Raw genomic sequence first — 20630 nt, 5'->3', positions numbered from 1 at the left:
AATGAGCTAGCTAAAATAAAACGAAAGAAGGAACCTGATATGATCAAAGACAAGGTCGTTGTCATTACTGGTGCAAGCAGTGGAATTGGTGAGGCGACAGCACTTCTTCTCGCCGAAAAAGGAGCCAAAATCGTTCTGGGAGCGCGCAGGGTGGAGCGTCTTGAAACACTTGCAGCCCGTATTGACGCGGTTGGCGGCGAAGCTGTCTATGCCCGTACAGATGTGAAGCAGCGTGAAGACCTGACCCATCTCGTCAAGCTGGCATGTGAACGATATGGTAAAGTGGACGTCCTCCTCAACAATGCCGGAATTGGGCCCATATCCCCTCTTGATGAACTCCGCGTGGAGGATTGGGAGGATATGATTGATGTCAACATAAAAGGTGTTCTGTATGGCATTGCGGCTGGGCTGTCGGTTTTTCGCAAGCAGGGCTTTGGACATTTCATCAACATTGCTTCTACGGCAGGACTTAAGACGACCCCGAACATGGCGGTCTACTCAGGCACCAAGTTTGCGGTGCGGGCGATCTCCGAAGGGCTGCGTCAAGAGGCTGGCGATAAACTGCGCGTTACTATTATTTCTCCCGGGTTCGTGAAAACGGATTTTGTAGAAGCAATTCCCAATCAGGAGATCAGGGGGGAGCTTGAGAGGTTCCGTGACAAGGAGGCGATTTCACCGGAAGCAATTGCCCGTGCGATTGTGTTCGCGATAGAGCAGCCTGCCGATGTGGATATTAACGAATTGATTGTGCGCCCGACTGCACAGGCATAACTTCTCCTGTTGAACGAATTAAATGGCTCCTCTCCAGAGAAAGACGGTAATCAACCCATAATTGAGCTACATAACTCAAATGCATTTGGGGATGATAAGTGAAGAAAAAAACCAAGCTTAACGACTGGAGGGAGCTTATATGTCCGATCATCCGATTCAAGGACTCATGCAAACGGCGATGGAGAATATTAAAGGCATGGTGGATGTCAACACCATCGTAGGGGAAGCGGTGGAAACGCCGGACGGAACCGTCATTTTGCCTATAAGCAGGGTAGGTTTCGGCTTTGCGGCAGGGGGCAGCGATTTTAACGTAATGGACGACGTAGCGGATCATTCAGGAACTTCCGGTGTGAAAGCCGGGCACCCGTTTGGCGGCGGTAGCGGGGGAGGCGTGTCCATTCAGCCGATCGCATTCCTCGTTGTCGGCCGTCAAGGAGTTCAGATCGTGCCACTTGATAATCAGACCCATCTGTTTGAGAAGATTATCGATTCCACGCCACAACTGATTGATAAAATCCAGACCATGATGGGACGGACGGGTGTGTCCGGAGCGACTGCAGCAGCCGGAATGACCGAAAACCAAATGCCGCCTCAAGTTCCAGTCAACAGCACGGATCGTAACACAACATCCTACCTGTAATCTGTATTGAGCCGATTTTTAATCCTTTCCGTACAAGCTTTCTCCGGGTCAGCCGGTGAATGTCTGAACGGGAAGGATTTTTCGGCTTTGCAAAGGACATACTTTCGACAGCAAGTACATAAAATGGTACAAGACCATTCGCGAACCGGAGGATTGCCATGTTAATACGTCACAGGATTGCCTCAATAAGCCTGCTCATATCCATCGTCCTTCTCTTCGAATCCGCAGCGGCCGCGGCCGCTCCGGAAGCAGAACTTCCGCCCGAGCCGGCCAATCACGCGGAAGCTGCAGCGCTGATCGATGTTTCTTCAGGACGTATATTGTATGAAAAAGAGGGCGACAAGCAAATGCGAATTGCCAGCCTGACCAAAATCATGACCGCCATCGTGGCTATAGAGCATGGCAGCCTTAAAGACAAGGTTAGCGTGTCCCGGAACGCTTTTGCCAAAGAAGGCTCCTCCCTGTTTTTGAAGCTGGGAGAGCAGATGAAGCTGGAAGATATGCTGTATGGACTGATGCTTCGTTCCGGCAACGACGCCGCCACAGCGATCGCCGAGCATGTCGGTGGTTCTGAGGAAGGATTTGTGTTTCTGATGAACGCCAAAGCTGAGCAGTTGGGGCTTGAGCATACCCATTTTGCCAATCCGCACGGTCTGGATGCAGAAGGCCATTATTCCACAGCCAATGATATGGCGAAGCTTACAGCATATGCGCTCCGGAATCCGGTGTTCCGGGAAATTGTCAAAACAGAAAACAAGAAGGCTCCCAATCCAAACGAGCAGTGGGACTATTCCTGGCATAACAAAAATAAGATGCTGCGGCTGTACGAGGGGGCTGACGGGGTGAAGACCGGCTATACGAAAAAAGCTTTTCGCTGTCTGGTCAGCTCAGCCACTCGGGACGGACGACAGCTTGCCGCCGTTACTTTGAACGACGGAGACGATTGGAATGATCATGGCCGGATGTTGGATTATGGCTTCCGTTATTATCCGATCGTGGAAGTCACGAGGAAAAACATGCCTCTAAGCGGGTATAATTTTGTCACAGGCGCTTCCTTCTCCTATCCGCTTGCCGAGGGGGAGGAACGTCTGCTGACCAAGAAGCTGGTACTGACCAAAACTGCGTCCGGAAGTATCACAACAGACCGGTCCTCCTTCGGCCTTCGCGGCAGAATTGACATGCTGCTTGACGGAAAGCTGATCGGCTCCGTGCCTGTGTACGAGAAGGGCAGTTATATTCCCCGGGCCAAAGAAACGCTTCCCGCTCCCGCGTCCGGCAAGGTGCGGGAGAGCTTGTGGAGGGACGCTTGGACTGAAGTGATGCAGCGCTTATTTTCTGCATAATGCGAACCTGCAGAAGAACTGAAAGGCGGTGAATCTCATCGTTAATTTGATTTGGATGGCCATGATTGTTGTTGGCGTCGGATTTGCGGCTGTGCAGGGAAAGATGGATGTTGTAACCAAGGCGGCCTTTGACGGGGCTGCCTCCGCTGTCACCGTATGCTTCGGCCTGATCAGCGTCCTGGTATTCTGGATGGGTATGATGAAGATCGCAGAGGATGCAGGACTTATGGAGAAGCTGTCCAGGATGCTTGCGCCAGTCATAGGCTTTCTGTTCCCGGATGTGCCGCGGAATCATCCGGCGATGGGTTATATTTTATCCAATATGAGCGCCAATCTGCTCGGACTGGGGAATGCGGCGACTCCCATGGGGCTTAAAGCGATGCAGGAGCTGCAGAAGCTTAATCCGGACAAACATACGGCCACTCCTGCCATGTGTACCCTGCTTGCTTTGAATACGGCCAGTATTACGCTCATACCGACAACACTCATTGCGATCCGGATGAATTACCATTCGGCACAGCCCGCTGAAATTGTCGGCACCACGCTTATAGCTACAGCCATTGCTACCTTTGCGGCGGTCGCCGCAGACCGCTGGTTCCGTAAACGGCTGCGGCGACAACCGCCTGTTCCAACACAGCCGACAGGCAAGTCTATGTGAAAGGGGAAGCCTCCATGCTCGAATTCATAAATCTGATTTCTGTCTGGGCCATTCCTATCATTCTGGCGTTCATTCCCCTTTACGCATATATGAGGAAGGTACCGGTCTACGAATCCTTTACAGAAGGAGCCAAGGACGGTTTCTCGACGGCCATCGGCATTATTCCCCCTCTGGTCGGCATGATGGTGGCGATCAGCGTTTTTCGGGCATCGGGAGCGCTTGATTTTATATTGGGCTGGTTTACGCCACTGTTCCGCTTATGGGATATTCCTCCTGAGGTGCTGCCGCTTGGTCTGCTCCGGCCGCTGACAGGCTCCGGCTCCCTTGCTTACACGACAGATTTAATTCGCATCTATGGCCCCGACTCCATGATCGGGCGCATGGCTTCCACCATTCAGGGCAGCACGGATACAACTTTATATGTTATCGCTGTTTATTTTGGAGCTGTCGGCATCCGCAACGGGCGGTATGCGCTGAAGGTCGGATTGTTTTCGGATTTTGTGGGTTTTGCGGCGGCGATTGCCGTATGTCTGCTCGTATTTTGAGCGCTGTCAAGCTCCTTCCGGATTTCAGCTTGTGATTTTGGGTCCTACTGGGTATCATTAGCATGAGGTGAAATCACGAACATGGAGAGATTACAGAAAATTCTTGCCCAGGCAGGCGTGGCGTCCCGGCGCAAATGCGAAGAGCTCATTCTTGCGGGCAAAGTGGAGGTTAACGGGGAGACCGTTACGGAGCTCGGCACGAAAGCGGACCCCGCTCAGGATATCATAACGGTAAACGGCAAGCCGATTAAAACGGAACAGAAAGTATACCTGATGATAAACAAGCCTAAAGGCGTCATTACGAGCGCTTCCGATCCGGAAGGGCGCAAAATTGTGTCAGATTATTTAAAGGGTATCAAAGAACGGGTTTACCCTGTAGGCAGACTGGATTATGACACTGAAGGGCTGCTGCTGCTGACCAATGACGGAGAATTCGCCAACCTGCTTACGCATCCGCGGCACCATGTGCCCAAAACGTATTTAGCGACCGTGAAAGGAGTTCCGCACGGAACGGAGCTGGACAAACTGAGGCAGGGGATTCAGCTTGAGGACGGAATGACCGCCCCGGCCGAAGTGGAGTACAAGGATGTGGATCCGGACGGCAAAGAATCCGTGATTCAGATCACCATCTATGAAGGCCGCAACCGTCAGGTCAGACGGATGTTTGAAGCGATTTCCCATCCGGTCATCCGGCTGAAGCGGATTGCCTTCGGGGATCTTCTTTTGCAAAATCTGAAGCGGGGACTGACCAGGCCGCTAACCAAAGACGAGGTAAACCGACTTACTCAGCTGGCTAAATCAGAAAAAAAGCGTCAGAGAACGAAGTAGCGTATTTTTGTGATAAAAAAGGCAGAACAGAGGCGAACAGCCTCTGTTTTCTTTTGAATTTGACCTAATCCCGGAAAATAGTACAATAGAGAAAGTGGTTTGTAAACTGCCCATGCAGGCATTTACCATAATAAGGGGTTGTTGGATATGTCGGAAGAAAATAACCGCATTCTGGTTGTTGATGATGAGGAACGGATCAGAAGGCTGCTGCGCATGTATCTTGAGAAAGAAGGCTACGCCATTGATGAGGCTGAGGATGGCGAGACCGCATTGCGTAAAGCGACAGCGAGCGATTACAGTATCATTTTGCTTGACGTCATGCTGCCAGGCATGGATGGGGTAGAGGTGTGCAGCCGATTGCGGCAGGTAAAAGCTACTCCCGTTCTTATGCTGACAGCGAAGGGTGAAGAAGCTAATCGTGTACAGGGCTTTGAGGTAGGCGCCGATGATTATGTCGTAAAGCCATTCAGCCCGCGCGAAGTCATCTTCCGGGTCAAGGCCATTTTGCGGAGATCATCGGAAACGGCGTTTTTAACGAAAGAGACGACGCCAAGCAACAGCATCGTTTTTCCTTATCTCGTGATTGAGAATGACGCCCACCGTGTAACGGCCGGAGGGAGGGAAGTCAGTCTTACGCCCAAGGAATATGAGCTGCTTCATTATTTGGCCATTTCACCTGATAAGGTGTTTTCCCGGGAAGAGCTGCTGAAAGATGTGTGGAATTATGAATTTTTCGGTGATTTACGAACCGTGGACACCCATGTTAAACGTCTGCGTGAAAAATTGAACAAAGTATCGCCGGAGGCGGCAGGCATGATCACAACCGTCTGGGGAGTAGGCTATAAACTGGAGGTCCCGAAATAAATTGAGCTTCTGGAGATCGCTCGTCGGCAAATTGTGGATCACGATCATATGCCTGGTCGGCTGTGTGCTTATTTTCCTGGGATTATTTTTGCTTCCTTATATTGATACCAATTTCGCCGCTGCGGAATCGTCGGACATTAAACGGTTATTTACGTACGCCTGCATTGTCGGTTTTCTATTGACGACGTTTTTCGCCCTGTTTTTATTCACCAAAATTACGCAGCCCATGCAGCAGCTCATTCAAGCGGCAGATGCGATCCGCAAGGGCCGGTATGATAGACGGGTATCGGTGGTCAGCAGCGATGAAATAGGCGCTCTGGCTACCACATTCAATCATATGGCCGCCGAAATGGAATCGACCGTCCGCAGCCTGAATGCGGAGAAGAACCACTTGTCCAGTGTGCTGCGCAGCATGACCGATGCTGTGCTTACCTTTAACCGTAACGGAGAAATTATACTGACCAACCCTCCCGGACAGCAGACCGTCGCCAGCTGGCGGGGAGTGAAATGGGAGGACGGCGGGAATGAGGAAGGGCGGTATGCTGTTCCCAAGCCGCTGCAGCCGCTGTTTGAGCAGGTGATGGAGAGCGGCGAGGATGCGGGGGCGAAGGTGCATGTGAAGCAAGGAGTGTGGTCCGTTCAGATGGCTCCTCTGTATACGGATGATATGATCCGGGGGGCGGTGGCCGTTCTGCGCGATGTAACCGAAGAGGAACGAATGGAAAAGGTACGCGCCGATTTCGTGGCCAATGTCTCTCACGAAATCCGTACGCCGCTGTCCATGATGCAGGGCTACAGTGAAGCATTGCTGGACGGTATGGCTGGTTCGCCGGAAGAAACAGAGGAATTGATCCAGGTTATCCATGACGAGTCGCTGCGGATGGGCAGGCTTGTTAAGGATTTGCTGGATTTGACGAGAATGGAGGCCGGACACATCGACATTGACCGCAGTCCGGTCCGGGTGGATGAGCTGATGGAACGTGTTCACCGCAAATTTGCCGTTCGTTCCAAAGAACGGGACCTGCTGCTTGAATACCGTATCACGGGTGCTCCCCTTCTGCTGCCTGCTGCGGACGAGGACAGGCTGGAGCAGGTGCTGACCAATCTGCTTGATAATGCGTTCAGACATACGCCGGGCGGCAAGCACATCTATATGCATGCCGGGCGGACTGCCGATGGAGAATCCATCATCATCCGTATTCGGGACGAGGGTGTGGGCATACCAAGCGAGGATTTGCCCTATATCTTCGAACGCTTCTATAAAGCGGATAAAGCGCGGGTACGTGGCGAGGAAAGCGGAACGGGGCTTGGCCTTGCGATTGTCCGTAATATCGTGGAGGCGCATCATGGCACCATTACCGCTGAGAGTGTCATCGGACAGGGCTCTGAGTTTACCATTACTCTGCCTGTGAAGTAAGAAAGACGCGGAAATAGATCTGAAAATGCCGAAATCCGATTTTTTTGTTGAAATTTAAAATAAAAAATTGTTCATCGTGGAACATGGCAGAATGAAAGATCCGTTGACCTGGAGAGGTTCTTTTGCGCTTGGGATGCGCTCCGAGAACGAAGCATCCCTACAATCGCTGTTGACCCTTCGGGCCAAAGGCGAACGCTTCGCTTTTTCGGGATTGCTTCGTCCTCTCCGCTGCTACGTGCTGCATATTCCCTCATGAGGGTCAAGTGGCCATTTCATTTGCCATTTGATTGGGGTAGTAGAAAAGGTCGAGAACCGATAGCTCCGGTTCTCGACCTTTAGTTAATGAAATAACAAACAACAACTACTCCAGCACGATCTCCTGAGCGGAATTCACATCAGACAGGCCGGCGAGCTCGATGAGCACTTGCTTAGGGACGGCTTTGTCCACGGTCAGCATCATGATGGCTTCGCCGCCGATCACTTTCCGGCCGACCTGCATCGATGCAATGTTGACATCATTTTGTCCGAGCAGGGTTCCGACGCGGCCGATAATGCCTGGCTTGTCATTGTGAGAGACCAGCACCTGATGAGCTTCCGGCGCGACATCGACCGGGAATTGGTCCAGTCTGACGATACGCTCGCCATAACCGGCAAGCAGGGTGCCTGCCACACGGCGTTCTTCACCGGGCTGGGTTTTCAGGGTAACGCTGATCAGGTTCGTAAAACCTTTGGTTGCGGGAGCCTTGGTCACCACAAAGCCGACATCTCGCGATTTGGCCAGATGCATCGAGTTGACGATATTCACATCGCTGCCCAGGTGGCGGCGCAGCACGCCCTTGAGGATATAACGTGTCAACGGCTGGGTGTCGTCCTCGGACAGGTCGCCGGCATACTCGATATGAATTTCGCGCACAGCCTGTGTGGTGATCTGGGCGGCAAAGCTGCCGAGCTTCTCACCGAGACTGAAATAAGGCTGCAGCTTGTTCATCACGCTAGGTGCGACAGGCGGCATGTTGACCGCATTTTTAAACGGCTCGTCTCGCAGGATATGAAGAACCTGTTCGGACACATCAATAGCTACATTTTCCTGTGCCTCCACCGTTGATGCGCCAAGGTGCGGAGTTACGATGATGTTCGGATGATTCAGGAATGGATGATCCTGAGCAGGCGGCTCGGATTCGAATACGTCAAATGCCGCACCGGCGACGATGCCTTCATTGATGGCCTCCACAAGCGCGAGTTCATCGATTACACCACCGCGCGCGCAGTTGATGATCCGCATTCCTTTTTTCATGACCTCAAACTGCGGTCTGGAGATCATATGGCGTGTCTCCGGTGTCAAAGGCGTGTGAACGGTAATGAAGTCGGCATTGCGGACAATATCATCAACACTCGCCAGCTTGACTCCTTGCTTCTCGGCACGCTCTTCAGTCAGGAAAGGATCATAGCCGAGAATGTTCATTCCGAACGCTTTGGCGCGCTTGGCCACCTCGCTGCCGATCCGACCCATGCCCAGAACGCCCAGCGTCTTGTTGCGCAGCTCGACCCCGAGGAAGGATTTGCGGTCCCAGGTGCCGCCGACCGTCTTCGCATAGGCCTGCGGAATATGGCGGGCCAGGGCCATCATCATGGCAAAGGTATGCTCGCACGTCGTGATGGTGTTGCCGTCCGGGGCGTTGATGACGATAATGCCGCGCTGAGTGGCGGCTTCCAGATCAATGTTATCGACCCCGACGCCGGCTCTGCCGATCACTTTAAGTCTGGTGCCTGCGGACATGATACGCTCGGTAACCTTCGTCTGGCTGCGGACAAGCAGCGCGTCGTACTCCCCGATGATGGCAACAAGCTCATCTTCGGTCAAGCCTGTGTTTTTATCCACTGTCACATCACTTGCGTCCATCAACTGCTGAATCCCCATGTCGCTGATCGGATCCGATACTAGCACTTTGTACATTTCGCGTTTCCTCCTCAAATGATATTGCTGTGAGATACATTGGCGCATTACAGTACCAAAGGATCGAAGGGCGGTTACCCGGCTGACGGCGCTGTAGATACGGCACGGGGATGCCAAGGCATTAAAAAAACTCCCAATCCGCATACTATATCCATAGTAAGGGACGAGAGTTATCGTGGTACCACCCTAATTCGCAGCCGTTTCGCAACGGACAGCCTTAACGGTCTGAATGACCTGAAGGATAACGGCCTTCCGCCGATTGCGCCTACTATTTTCAGCAGAAGCCGAAAATTTCGAAGCAATAACTCAGGAGCGCTAAAGGGATGCCGCCTGCCGCCGGTTTGCACCAATCCACCGGCTCTCTGAAAGAACCTGCAGCGCCTTCTCTCCGTCAAAGTCTATGCTTACAAATAAATTTTTTCATAATGTATCATGGCTTACATGAGCATGTCAATAGGCAAAAAGACTTGCCGCCTGAGGGCTCTGGAGTGCATGTCGGCACGACAGATCAGGTATAGCGATGCCTTGAATCATTATGGGAAATTGGCTATGATGCTAAATGAATAAATAGCAGAGGACCGAGAAGGAAATAATGAAAAAACTAAACCTGAAGAACATCAAGAAGCTGAGGCTCAGAAAAGCGGAAACGCAGGAGCTTAATGACCGTCTGCTGTTGTTCAATCTTTATCTCACCCAATTGCTGACCCTTGTGATCGGAGCGGTGTGGATTTTTTTACAGGGACGCAGCGTTCCTGCAGTGCTGGCTTTACCTCCAAGCATGGGCTTTTTATGGTGGGGGCTGGGCCTTGCCGCACTGATGCTGCTGGTTGATTTGCTGATTTCGTCTGTGATGCCGGAAGACGCCATGGACGACGGGGGAATCAATCGCATGCTGTTCCGCAACAGGCCGGTCTGGCATATCGTATGTATTGCAGCTGTTGTTGCCGTTTGTGAGGAGCTTCTCTTCAGGGGAGCGATCCAATACGCATTCGGTCCGTACTGGACGAGCATCATATTTGCCCTGATTCATATCCGCTACCTAAAGCATTGGATTCCGACCGGGTGGGTGTTTTTAAGCAGCTATGGCTTGGGTTACATCTATATACAGACCGGGAGCCTGTGGGCGCCGATCGTGTGCCATTTTGTTATAGACCTTATATCCGGCCTGGCGCTGCGTTTTCGGAGGGAGTCATGAACAAGGAACTAAGCAGAGTAGAAAAATACGGGAAACGCCGCAACAGGAAGCCGAAAAAAGCTCAAAAGGAAACAAAGCAGCAGCCAGCCAAGGCGGAAGCATACACTGCCGCTTATACGGACACGGTGCCTCTTACGGAAGAGGAAGCTGCCGGGGGGGAAGTGCATGTTTCCCGGACGGAGCTGTTTCCGTCACGACGCATCCGTGTAAGCAAGTGGTTTATGAACTTTTTGAGCATTTTATTCATACTTATCACAGCGGCGCTTCTTTGGTGGGGTATCGAGGGCGCCCCCCCATTGCGGGTCATTATGTCATCCTTGTCGAGCAAACCCTGATGCCTGAATACATTACAGAAAAACCCCGTCTCGTATAGAGCGGGGTTCTTTCGTTTGAAGATGTCAGTAAAAGCTGGCTGGTTCTTTGTACGACGATGGACGTTTTGCCAGACATTTGCAGATAAGCGTTATTCAGACGCCTCTGTGTCAATGCTGCCGGGGTCCACGAAGGAATATCCCTTCTGCTCGAGCTTGGTCAGCAGCTCGTCCAGCGTTTCCACGGTCCAGGGCAGCTCGTGCATCAGAATATTGCTTCCCGGATGAAGCTGATCCATCACATTCTTGATAATGGCCTGTTTTTTGTTCGGATCGCTTTTTTTCATGGTCCAGTCCAGGGAGCCGTTGGACCAGGTCATATACAGGAGGTTCTCCTCCTTGGCCACCTGATGTCCCACATCTCCGCCGGCTCCGTTGGGAGGACGGAAAAAGACCGGTGCAGTCCCAATGGTATCCTTCACCAGTTCCTGAACGTCTTTAACCTGTTTCCGCACCTTGGCTATCGGCTCATTTTTCAGGATAATGTGGTCATAACTGTGATTTCCGATCATGTGGCCCCGTTCAAAAATCTGCTTCAGCAGCTCGGGGTGCTCCTTAACCCTATACCCGTTCACAAAAAATATGGCCTTTGCTTTATGCTTATCGAGGGTATTCAGCAGGGAATCAACCATGGCCTGGTCTTTCGGTCCGTCATCGAAGGTCAGAAGCACGACTTTTTTCTCCGTGCCGTCTTCCTTGATGGGGACGATATTATAGGCGCTGTTCATCCGGTACAGCTTCTGAGGCTGTTCATCGGCGCCAGGAACAGCCTCGCTGCCGGTGCCTTCTTTTGTCGGCTTATCCTTCCCCTGTACGGGTGCTCCGCTGCCGGCAGATGCATCCGTTCCGGATGAGGGGGGTGTCTGCTCTGCCGCATCAGATTTGCTCGTTTCATTCCGGGCGGATGGCGGTGCAGAATCGGCCGGGGCAGGTGATTCCGCAGTGGAAGCGCAAGCCCCGAGCAAAAGGCTGGAGGTCAGCAGTACTGCTGCCGCTTTCATGCTCATGTGTGCATCACTCTTTCCTGTATTTATACCGCATGAGTTCCCTGGCTCCAGAGAACACTATGGACGATCTTATCACAAAAGGAGGTCCATATTGTGAAAACTTCTTCATTTTTTCTGGGTGTGCTTCTGGGAGCAGCCGCCACCTCGCTGATGTCCAGAAACGGCGGATCCGCTATGCTGGGCATGAACCGCAATGGAGGCAATGCCGGCAGGATGATGGAAAGGGCAAGACACAAACTGATGGATGCGGCTTTTCCCGGTATTGGGGGGACAGATCTGGGAGCTTCATTGACCAAGCAAGAAAAGCATGATGGGGACAAGGCCAAGAAAACAGGCTACTCCAGCAGCGAAAAAGCGGAAAACATTAAAATGCTGAAGGAGTTTATCCGCAACAGTCCTGATGTCAAGCGTGAGGTCGAGCAGATCCTTAAAGAAACTCATACAGCGGTACCGGGAATATAAACCGCATGCCTGTTAAAGAATCATTTCCGCGGCTTTTTTTCGGGCTGTGCAAATGATTCTTTTTTTGTCGTTTTTATTGCGTGCATTTGAGGGTATAAAATGATAACATATCTACATAGAACCATTTTCATCACAGGTGTCTTTGTTGCATCATATTCTGTTTATAATACTCGGTTGCAGAGGAGGATCCAGTATGAAAATAGAAAGATTAAGCCAGGACAAGATACGGATTTTCCTTACATTTGACGATCTGAGCGAGCGTGGCATACAGAGGGAGGACATGTGGCAGGAGATTCCGAAGGTGCATGAGCTGTTCACTGAAATGATGGATCAGGCATACAGCGAGCTCGGCTTTGACGCCACGGGTCCGTTAGCCGTTGAAGTATTCGCGCTTCCAGCTCAAGGCATGGTCGTTATCGTAACCCGGGGGAAATACGATCACCAGCAATACGTTTCGGGATCCGATGATGAGCTGCCTGAAGAAGTATATGAGATGGAGGTCACCCTTGAACAAAGTGATTCCATCATTTACGCCTTCAGCGATTTCGAGGTGCTAATTGAAGCGGCTCACATGCTCCGCAGCAATATTACGGAGGCAGGTAAGCTGTATCACTATAAAGGAAAATGGGTTCTATATCTGGAGCCGGAGGAAGTGGATGAAGACCGGCATGCCGCGCTCATTGCGGTGCTGGCAGAATTCGGGGAAGCCTCTTCCCTTACTCCGGCGGTGCTTGAAGAGTATGGCAAGCTGGTCATGGCTGAGAATGCAGTGGAAACCATCTGCTCGCATTTTGACAGCCGCGGCTAATCCGGTACTCCGGTAAGCTGCAGCAGAAGACCCTGACGGTCCGTTTGCTGCAGTATTATTGAACGACAGCCGGCCCTGGGACAAACGGGCCGGCTGCAGTTTTTTTTGGAGGGATGACGGTGCTCCTGTTATCGGTACTGGCGGCAGCGATTGCGCCGGGTATCGCTCTACTGACGTATATTTATCTCAAGGACAAATATGACTCCGAGCCGCTGCATATGGTAATCAAGGTGTTTCTGCTGGGCTTTCTCGTCGTGCTTCCGGTCATGATCTTTCAACGGGGGCTGACGATCTGGCTCGGCGACCATACGCTGCTTGCTTCCTTTGGCATATCGGCCGGGGTCGAAGAGTTTCTGAAGTGGTTTGTTGTGTATCACATCATTTATAATCATACAGAATTTGATGAGCCTTATGACGGGATCGTCTATGCCGCAGCCGTTTCGCTTGGATTTGCGACCGTAGAGAACCTGCTGTATGCCTGGGCTGGTTATTCATCCATCGGCACGCTGATCATCCGTTCGCTGCTGCCGGTGTCAGGGCACGCCATGTTCGGCATCATTATGGGCTATTATCTCGGCCGGGCCAAGTTCTCGACAGGCCGAAGCAGCAAGCTCTTTCTTGCGCTTTCGCTGCTGTTCCCGTGGTTTTGGCACGGTCTTTACGATATTATCCTGAATACGCTGACCCACGATTGGATCTGGTTCATTGTGCCTCTGATGCTGCTGCTCTGGTTTTTGGGCATGGGCAAACTCGCAAGAGCGAACAGCCGCTCCCCGTTCCGGTTGATTAAACCTGAGGAAGAGGTTAATTTGTAACAAAATTGGACACACTTGTCTGACATATGGGCTCTGAGCCTGATGACGGAGGTGTGTTTTTTTATGCGTGTTAAAGTAAGAATTTACTGCAAGCGGTGTGGAGAAAAGTTTGTGCTGCGCGGACGCAGAGAAACGGATCGGATTGAAACCGGATTCAAGCGCTGTCTGTGCGATAATGTGGATGAATTCATCATCGAAGAAGAGGCATTGTAGGCTGCCCAAAGCCCATGCATAAGAGTCCTGTCATCTTGTCACACTATGGTTAGTGTACCTGATGAAAGGAGACTCTCACGATGTATAAGCGAATAAGCGCTTTTTTGTTCCCTGTTGCAGCTGTTTTGCTGGTTGGAGCATTAGTATGGGGATATCAGGAGAATCAGGAGAAGAATTCGCTGCTGATCAAGGCGGAGAACCAGTATCAGCGCGCTTTTCATGATTTGTCATACCATATGGACCAGCTGCATTCCCAGCTTGGCAATGCCATTGCGGTGAATTCAACCTCTAAAGGAATGCATCGTAAAAGCCTGGTTAACGTATGGAGGCTCACAAGCGAAGCGCAGAATGAGGTCAACCAGCTCCCGCTGTCGCTGGCCTCGTTCAATCACGCGGAGGACCTGCTTTCACGGATGTCCAATTTTGCTTACCAGACCTCTGTCCGGGATTTGAGCAAGGAGCCGCTGAGCGAGAAGGAGCTGAAAAACCTCAAAGTGCTCTATGAAAATTCCAAGGACATTTCGAAGGATCTGCATGCAATGCAGAGCAAGGTGCTGGCCCACAACCTGCGCTGGATGGATGTGGAGTCGGCCATCGCCACAGAGAAGCAGCCTGCGGACAATACCATTATTGACGGCTTCAAGACGGTGGATAAAAAGGTGGAGCAGTACTCCGAGCTCGACTGGGGACCCTCCATTGCCAGTATGTATGATAAGCGGTCCGTTAAAATGCTAAATCTGAAGCCGACCTCGCCGCAGGATATCCGGGCAAAAGCGGCCAGGTTTGCCGCCTCCAGACCGGAAGAGGTGAAGGTCGTTGAAAACGGCAAGAATACAGAGTGGCCTTCCTACACCGCTGTTGTTAATGCAAAAAACGGCGGCGGAAAGAGCATGGATTTTACTCACAACGGCGGTCTGCTCATTTCCTACAGCGATCAGCGGCCTGTAGGCAAAAAAGCAACGGATCGCAAGCAGGCGATTACCAAGGCGAATTCCTTCCTTAGCCAGAAAGGCTATAAGGGAATGAAGCCTGTTGCTTATGATGAATACGATAATATGGCCAACATCACTTTTGCGCCGACCGAAGGGGATACGCTCATTTACCCGGAAAAAGTTACGGTCCGCTCGGCTCTGGACAATGGAGAAGTGATCGGTCTGCAGGCAAGCGATTATATCTATGAGCATCAAAATGCCGAGAAACCGCAGAAAGCAAAGCTGAGTCTGGCTCAAGCCCGCAAATTCCTCAATCCCGGTTTCAAGGAGATGTATCACCGGAAGGCCGTCATTGAAAATGAGCTGTCCAAGCACGTTCTCTGTTATGAATTCGGCGGTCGGATCAACGGCTCGGTGTACCGGATTTACATTAATGCGAATACGGGGGAAGAAGAGAAGATCGAGGAAGTCAAGGATGCGGATGACAATTTTACAAAGGATCAGCATAATAAACAGCGTGTAAGCTAGGCCTTTCATTCATTTCCGGCAGCCTCCTGATCGTTCAGGGGGCTGTTTATTTTGCAAGCCGTCCGTTTCGTGAAAAATTTCATCTGCCGGTAAAAAAGTCATGGTATAATGGCGGGGTTATATCAACGATGAAGATTATCGCAGGATGAGGATGGTGGCAGGGATGTTGCCCAAAATAACGGATATGCTGTTTTTTCAGTTGGCTTCTTCAGACGACAAGACGGAGACATTTGATTATAGATCCAGAATCATGGATATGAAAGAAGACAACTATCTGATCGAAATACCGATCCATGTGGAAACCGGAAAGATGAAGATGCTGCATCTCGGTGACGAGCTGTCCGTCGTGTATGTAAATGAGAATGGGCTGAGGCATTATTTTAATTCCCATGTTACCGGCTTTGGAAAAGACAGGGTGCAGTTGATTCATATTCGCAAGCCGCTGGAACATGAAATCACAAAGGTCCAGCGGCGCAGCTATTTACGGGTTCCGGCCTCACTGGAAATCGCAGTTCAGTCCAAGGAGCAAGCCGTTCATTTCCTGGCTCATACGATTGACGTAGGCGGGGGCGGCGTATCTTTTTACACCAGGCCCGACATTGCAATGCAGGCAGGCTGGATCCTCAAATGCTGGCTGCTGGTGCCTTACAGGAACGGCACAAGGGAGCACGTTAGCTTTGATGCGGAAATTGTGAGGGTCGTCGGGCAGGAGAACGGGACAAGCCAGATCATGGCGGCCTACAAAAAAATCCCGGACCATGAACGGCAGAAGGTCATCAGGTACTGCTTTGAACAGCAGCTGGAGCAGCGGTAGTAAAAATGAGCGGGTGGGGAGAGTAATTTTCCGGGATGGAGGAAAAATAAAAGCAAAAAACGGAAGGTGGCCCATTGAATAAGAACAATATGCGCCGGATTGCCCAGAAGTTGTATCGGCTTTTGCCGCTGGGATTGCTGGGTCTACTGGCGCTGCTAACCGTTGTTATGCTGTGCGCTCAACTGCTGCTTCACATCCCCGCTGCCGCGAGGCATATCTCGCCTATTTCCGACATGGAAGGATGGCCGCTTGACGCAAACGGGCTATAATCAAGCATTTCCTGTGACTTTTGACAGGTTTTTTCAAGAGGCCTGTTTTTGCATCATCGTGCTAGGTGTGGTATAATTTTCACGTCGCAGGCAATGCCTGCTTTTTTATTGAGGCTCAGGGTTGAGGAGGGTGCCCCGTTGGCAAGGCAGAGTACGGCATCGAACGGGAAAATCAACATCGCCATTGACGGGCCTGCCGGGGCAGGCAAAAGTACGGTTGCCCGCAGGGTAGCTGAAGCATTATCTTATGTATATGTGGACACTGGCGCCATGTACCGGGCAGCGACTTGGTATTTGATGAAACATAAGATTTCTCCGGAAAATGTCCGGGAAGTGCTTCAACATGTACCCAAAATGGTGATTGAATTAAAACCGGACCCGTCCGGGCAAAAGGTGATCTGCAACGGAGTGGATGTCACCGTGGAGATTCGTTCGCTGGACGTCACCGGCAACGTATCCAGGTATGCCAGTATCGCGGGTCTGCGGGAGCATTTAACGTCAGGCCAGCGCCGGATGGCGGAACGCAAGGGTGTAGTCATGGACGGCCGTGATATCGGTACGACCGTGCTGCCAGACGCAGAGTTGAAAGTATTCATGACCGCCAGCGTCAAGGAACGTGCTCTTCGCCGATTCAAAGAATTGCGGGAAGCGGCTGACATCACGCTGGAGCAGCTCGAACGCGATATTGCGGCTCGGGACAAATTGGACGAAGAAAGGGAAGTTTCGCCCCTTCGTCGCAGCGAAGATGCCATTATGCTGGATACGACGCATATGGGTATTGACGAGGTTGTCGATACGATCGTATCCTACTGCAAAACGGCGATAGGATGGGGAGATTAAGCAATGATTTATCAATTGTGCAGCGGAATTCTGCGCATACTGTACCGTTTCCTATTCAGACTGGAGGCGATCGGCAAGGAGAATGTGCCGGCCGAAGGTGGTGTGCTGCTTTGCTCCAATCATATCAGCAACCTTGATCCGCCCACTGTTGGTATCCTGCTGAACCGAAAGGTTCGCTTTATGGCCAAAGCCGAGCTTTTTGATGTTCCGGTCCTTGGACCGCTGATCGCGAAGCTTGGAGCTTTTCCGGTAAAGCGGGGCGGAGTGAGCAAGGAATCGATCAAGCTGGCCCTCACGATTTTACGTGATGGAGAGGTTATGGGCATATTTCCGGAAGGGTCGCGGAATGCCCAGGGAATGGGCAAGAAAGGGGCTGCAAGCTTTGCGCTTCGCAGCGGTGCCGCCGCCGTGCCTGTAGCGATCGTGGGCGACTATAAGCTGTTCCGGAAGACAAAGGTCATTTACGGAAAGCCGGTTGACCTGGAGCAGTACAAGGCGGCTGTGGAAGGCGATCCTTTGGAGCTGGCAACCGAAGGCATTATGTCCAGAATCCGCACGATGAAAGAGACCGGCCAGCCGACACAGAGCTGAGCTTGACAGTCTGGGCATGCATGAATGTTTTGAACTCTGCTACACGCAGGTTTGAATAAAGGTGTTTTTGAATTGAGGAGGGTATTGACATGTCGGAAGAAACAAGAAATCAAGAAGCTGCTGAAGCGGCAACTCAAGACGAGCTGGACCAAATGGTATCGCTCAAAAAAGGGGATACCGTCAAGGGGACAATCGTGAAGCTGGAAGATAACCAAGCGGTAGTAAGCATTGGATATAAATACGATGGTGTAATTCCAGTTCGCGAACTGTCTTCCGCTGAAGAAGAACCGCAGGTCGGACAAGAAATCGAAGCCAAGGTTGTAAGCATCAACGACAACAAAGAGCAGCTGGTTTTGTCCAAGCGTGCCATTGACAGCGAGAATGCATGGGAGAAGCTGCAGCAGCTTTTCGATAACCAGGATGTGTTCGAGGTTACCGTAACCGATGTTGTAAAAGGCGGCGTTGTAGCCGACGTAGGTGTGCGCGGATTCATTCCAGCTTCCATGGTGGAGCGTCATTTTGTCGAAGATTTCAGCGATTACAAAGGGCGTACATTACGCGTTAAGGTGAAAGAGCTGGACCGTGAAAACAACAAGGTCATTCTTTCCCAAAAAGACGTGCTGGAAGCTGAATATGAGGCGAACAAGCAAAAAGTGATGTCCGGGCTGCAGGAAGGCCAGGAGATTGTGGGTACAGTTCAGCGCCTGACCCAGTTTGGAGCCTTTGTTGATGTTGGCGGTGTAGACGGACTGGTTCACGTTTCCGAAATTGCCTGGACTCATGTTGACAAGCCTTCCGACGTCGTATCCGAAGGACAACAGGTTAAGGTGAAAGTACTCAAGGTTGATCCTGAAAAAGGAAAAATCAGCCTGAGCATGAAAGCAGCTCAACCAGGTCCGTGGGAAACCGCTGCAGGACAATTCAACAACGGAGATATTGTGACAGGCGTAGTAAGACGTCTCGTCAACTTCGGAGCCTTCGTTGAAATCGCACCAGGTGTAGAAGGACTGGTTCACATTTCCCAGATCTCGCACAAGCATATCGGAACTCCTCAGGAAGTGCTTGAAGAAGGACAAGAAGTGAAAGCGAAGATTCTGGAAATGAATCCGGCTGAGAAGCGTGTCAGCCTGAGCATCAAGGAAACGGAAGAAGCGCCTGCACCATCGCCTAGAGCTGAAAGATCTGAAAGATCGCGTGACCGCGCTCCTAGAGAGCAGTTGAACAACCCGAATGTGTCCTTGAACAATGAAGGCATGAGCGTTACTCTTGGAGAACGCTTTGGCGATAAGCTGAACAAGTTCAAGTGATTGGGCAAGCAGCAATATAACGCATGAACGTACACCATCGGCGGACCCAGAGGGTTCGCCGATTGTTGTTGCAAACATCATTTTTTTGCTATGATTAGGTAGCGAAAAATGGACAGGAGGAATGGCAATATGGCAAGACCCGTCGTGGCGATTGTAGGTCGTCCGAATGTCGGGAAGTCAACGATATTCAACCGGATCATCGGTGATCGTTTGGCCATTGTTGAGGACAAGCCCGGAATTACCCGTGACCGGATTTACGGTGTGGCCGAATGGAATGGCAAGCCTTTCAGCATCATCGATACCGGCGGCATCGAGATTGACGGAGAGGATGTCATTCTTAAATCCATCCGTATGCAGGCCGAGCTGGCCATTGAAGAAGCCGACGTCATCGTATTTATGTGTGATGCCAAAACAGGGGTCACACAGGCGGACGAGGAGGTCGCGCAAATTTTGTACCGTTCCGGCAAACCGGTCGTTGTGGCTGTGAACAAGGTTGACAATATTGAACGCAGCGATCTGATTTATGAATTTTATGCTTTCGGCTTCGGGGATCCGATCGGTGTTTCCGGCAGCCACGGAACCGGCATTGGCGACCTGCTGGATGCCATAACAGACAGCCTGCCTGAGCTGGAGGATGACGAATATGACGAAGACGTGATTCGCGTGGCGCTGATCGGGCGCCCGAATGTCGGCAAGTCTTCGCTTGTCAACGCGATCCTTGGCGAAGAGCGGGTCATCGTGAGCGACGTAGCCGGTACGACACGAGACGCGATTGATACGCCGTTTGAACGGGATGGGCAGCGTTATGTGCTAATCGACACGGCGGGTATGCGCAAGCGTGGAAAGGTGTATGAAACGACCGAGAAGTACAGTGTCATGCGCGCGATGCGCGCCATTGAGCGCGCTGATGTCGTATTGGTCGTGATCAACGGCGAAGAAGGCATTATCGAGCAGGATAAGCATATTGCCGGTTATGCTTATGAAGCAGGCAAGGCTTCCTTGTTCGTTGTCAACAAATGGGACGTCGTAGAGAAGGATGACAAGACGATGCGGCAGTTCGAAACGAAAATCCGTGATCATTTTCTCTTTATGACTTATGCCCCTGTAGTATTCCTTTCGGCCAAAACGAAACAGCGCCTGCACAAGCTGCTTCCCGTCGTTCAGCATGTATCGCAGCAGCATGCGATGAGAGTGCAGACACATCTGCTGAATGACGTAGTGTCCGATGCAGTTGCCATCAATCCTCCGCCTACGGATAAAGGGCGCAGACTGCGCATTAATTATGCGACACAGGTGGCGGTGAAGCCTCCGACGATGGTGGTGTTTGTCAATGATCCGGAATTGATGCACTTCTCCTATGAGAGATATCTGGAGAACAAAATTCGTGCCGCTTTCAATTTTGAGGGAACACCGATTCGCATATTTACCCGGCACAAGTCTGATGAAGGTTAGGGGAGA

At 51.5% G+C, this 20630-nt stretch carries 23 protein-coding genes; 21 read left to right on the top strand and 2 right to left on the bottom strand.

The annotated features are described in order from the left end of the window. Positions 1–39: 39 nt before the first annotated feature. From ACI1P2_RS13400 to ACI1P2_RS13365, 8 genes are all read left to right on the top strand, one after another. Positions 40–771, top strand: coding sequence for an SDR family oxidoreductase (locus ACI1P2_RS13400; protein ID WP_355320360.1), 732 nt, complete (start codon positions 40–42; stop codon positions 769–771). A gap of 139 nt (positions 772–910) precedes the next feature. Continuing rightward, on the top strand, positions 911–1411 hold the full coding sequence (ytfJ, locus tag ACI1P2_RS13395; RefSeq protein ID WP_355320359.1) for a GerW family sporulation protein: 501 nt from the start codon (positions 911–913) through the stop codon (positions 1409–1411). Positions 1412–1569: 158 nt separating this feature from the next. Then, positions 1570–2754, top strand: a complete 1185-nt coding sequence (locus ACI1P2_RS13390; protein ID WP_355320358.1) for a D-alanyl-D-alanine carboxypeptidase family protein — start codon at positions 1570–1572, stop codon at positions 2752–2754. Between the two features lie 37 nt (positions 2755–2791). Continuing rightward, positions 2792–3412 carry a nucleoside recognition domain-containing protein gene (locus ACI1P2_RS13385; protein WP_355320448.1) on the top strand — a complete coding sequence of 207 codons (621 nt, stop codon included), beginning with the start codon at positions 2792–2794 and terminating at the stop codon, positions 3410–3412. A 14-nt stretch (positions 3413–3426) separates the two neighbouring features. Next, a complete protein-coding gene (locus ACI1P2_RS13380) occupies positions 3427–3957 on the top strand; it encodes a spore maturation protein (protein WP_355320357.1) in 531 nt (176 codons plus the stop codon). 81 nt (positions 3958–4038) lie between these two features. After that, a complete protein-coding gene (locus tag ACI1P2_RS13375) occupies positions 4039–4785 on the top strand; it encodes a pseudouridine synthase (RefSeq protein ID WP_355320356.1) in 747 nt (248 codons plus the stop codon). Between the two features lie 147 nt (positions 4786–4932). After that, positions 4933–5649: a response regulator transcription factor gene (locus ACI1P2_RS13370; protein WP_355320355.1), complete on the top strand. Its 717-nt coding sequence runs from the start codon at positions 4933–4935 to the stop codon at positions 5647–5649. 1 nt (position 5650) lies between these two features. Further along, positions 5651–7066 carry an ATP-binding protein gene (locus tag ACI1P2_RS13365; RefSeq protein WP_355320354.1) on the top strand — a complete coding sequence of 472 codons (1416 nt, stop codon included), beginning with the start codon at positions 5651–5653 and terminating at the stop codon, positions 7064–7066. Between the two features lie 361 nt (positions 7067–7427). Here ACI1P2_RS13365 and serA read toward each other — a convergent pair whose 3' ends face one another. Then, the gene (serA, locus tag ACI1P2_RS13360; RefSeq protein ID WP_355320353.1) at positions 7428–9020 is read right to left on the bottom strand and encodes a phosphoglycerate dehydrogenase; all 1593 of its coding nucleotides are present in this window, start codon (positions 9018–9020) and stop codon (positions 7428–7430) included. Positions 9021–9612: 592 nt separating this feature from the next. Between serA and ACI1P2_RS13355 the strand changes: the two genes are divergently transcribed. Both ACI1P2_RS13355 and ACI1P2_RS13350 read left to right on the top strand, forming a co-directional pair. Continuing rightward, positions 9613–10215 (top strand): type II CAAX endopeptidase family protein, encoded by a 603-nt coding sequence (locus ACI1P2_RS13355; RefSeq protein WP_355320352.1) that lies wholly within the window; start codon positions 9613–9615, stop codon positions 10213–10215. Then, positions 10212–10550, top strand: a complete 339-nt coding sequence (locus ACI1P2_RS13350; protein ID WP_355320351.1) for a hypothetical protein — start codon at positions 10212–10214, stop codon at positions 10548–10550. Before ACI1P2_RS13355 ends, ACI1P2_RS13350 begins: the two co-directional genes overlap by 4 nt. A gap of 128 nt (positions 10551–10678) precedes the next feature. Here the strand turns inward: ACI1P2_RS13350 and ACI1P2_RS13345 are convergent, their stop codons facing one another. Then, positions 10679–11593 carry a polysaccharide deacetylase family protein gene (locus tag ACI1P2_RS13345; protein WP_355320350.1) on the bottom strand — a complete coding sequence of 305 codons (915 nt, stop codon included), beginning with the start codon at positions 11591–11593 and terminating at the stop codon, positions 10679–10681. A 93-nt stretch (positions 11594–11686) separates the two neighbouring features. On the opposite strand from ACI1P2_RS13345, the gene ACI1P2_RS13340 reads away from it, so the two are divergent. The 11 genes from ACI1P2_RS13340 to der all read left to right on the top strand — a co-directional run bounded on the left by ACI1P2_RS13340 (position 11687) and on the right by der (position 20624). Continuing rightward, complete coding sequence (locus ACI1P2_RS13340) at positions 11687–12055, top strand: hypothetical protein (protein WP_355320349.1); 369 nt, start codon at positions 11687–11689, stop codon at positions 12053–12055. A gap of 193 nt (positions 12056–12248) precedes the next feature. After that, a complete protein-coding gene (locus ACI1P2_RS13335) occupies positions 12249–12863 on the top strand; it encodes a genetic competence negative regulator (RefSeq protein ID WP_355320348.1) in 615 nt (204 codons plus the stop codon). Between the two features lie 119 nt (positions 12864–12982). Continuing rightward, positions 12983–13678, top strand: a complete 696-nt coding sequence (gene prsW, locus ACI1P2_RS13330) for a glutamic-type intramembrane protease PrsW (protein WP_355320347.1) — start codon at positions 12983–12985, stop codon at positions 13676–13678. 15 nt (positions 13679–13693) lie between these two features. Then, entirely contained in the window at positions 13694–13891 is a 198-nt protein-coding gene (locus ACI1P2_RS13325) for a hypothetical protein (RefSeq protein ID WP_408976221.1), read from the top strand. A gap of 80 nt (positions 13892–13971) precedes the next feature. Next, positions 13972–15351 (top strand): germination protein YpeB, encoded by a 1380-nt coding sequence (ypeB, locus tag ACI1P2_RS13320; RefSeq protein ID WP_355320345.1) that lies wholly within the window; start codon positions 13972–13974, stop codon positions 15349–15351. Positions 15352–15514: 163 nt separating this feature from the next. Continuing rightward, entirely contained in the window at positions 15515–16165 is a 651-nt protein-coding gene (locus tag ACI1P2_RS13315) for a flagellar brake protein (protein ID WP_355320344.1), read from the top strand. Between the two features lie 74 nt (positions 16166–16239). Next, complete coding sequence (locus ACI1P2_RS13310) at positions 16240–16434, top strand: hypothetical protein (RefSeq protein WP_355320343.1); 195 nt, start codon at positions 16240–16242, stop codon at positions 16432–16434. A 138-nt stretch (positions 16435–16572) separates the two neighbouring features. Beyond that, entirely contained in the window at positions 16573–17274 is a 702-nt protein-coding gene (cmk, locus tag ACI1P2_RS13305) for a (d)CMP kinase (RefSeq protein WP_355320342.1), read from the top strand. Between the two features lie 3 nt (positions 17275–17277). Next, positions 17278–17865 (top strand): lysophospholipid acyltransferase family protein, encoded by a 588-nt coding sequence (locus ACI1P2_RS13300; RefSeq protein ID WP_355320341.1) that lies wholly within the window; start codon positions 17278–17280, stop codon positions 17863–17865. 89 nt (positions 17866–17954) lie between these two features. Then, positions 17955–19172, top strand: a complete 1218-nt coding sequence (gene rpsA, locus ACI1P2_RS13295; protein WP_355320340.1) for a 30S ribosomal protein S1 — start codon at positions 17955–17957, stop codon at positions 19170–19172. A gap of 129 nt (positions 19173–19301) precedes the next feature. After that, positions 19302–20624, top strand: coding sequence for a ribosome biogenesis GTPase Der (der, locus tag ACI1P2_RS13290; protein WP_355320339.1), 1323 nt, complete (start codon positions 19302–19304; stop codon positions 20622–20624). The last annotated feature ends 6 nt before the right edge of the window (positions 20625–20630 follow it).

This window comes from Paenibacillus jiangxiensis, assembly GCF_046098255.1.
GTDB lineage: Bacteria > Bacillota > Bacilli > Paenibacillales > Paenibacillaceae > Paenibacillus > Paenibacillus jiagnxiensis.
Note: the sequence above shows the minus strand (reverse complement) of the source record. Positions and strands in the feature narration are given on the sequence as shown.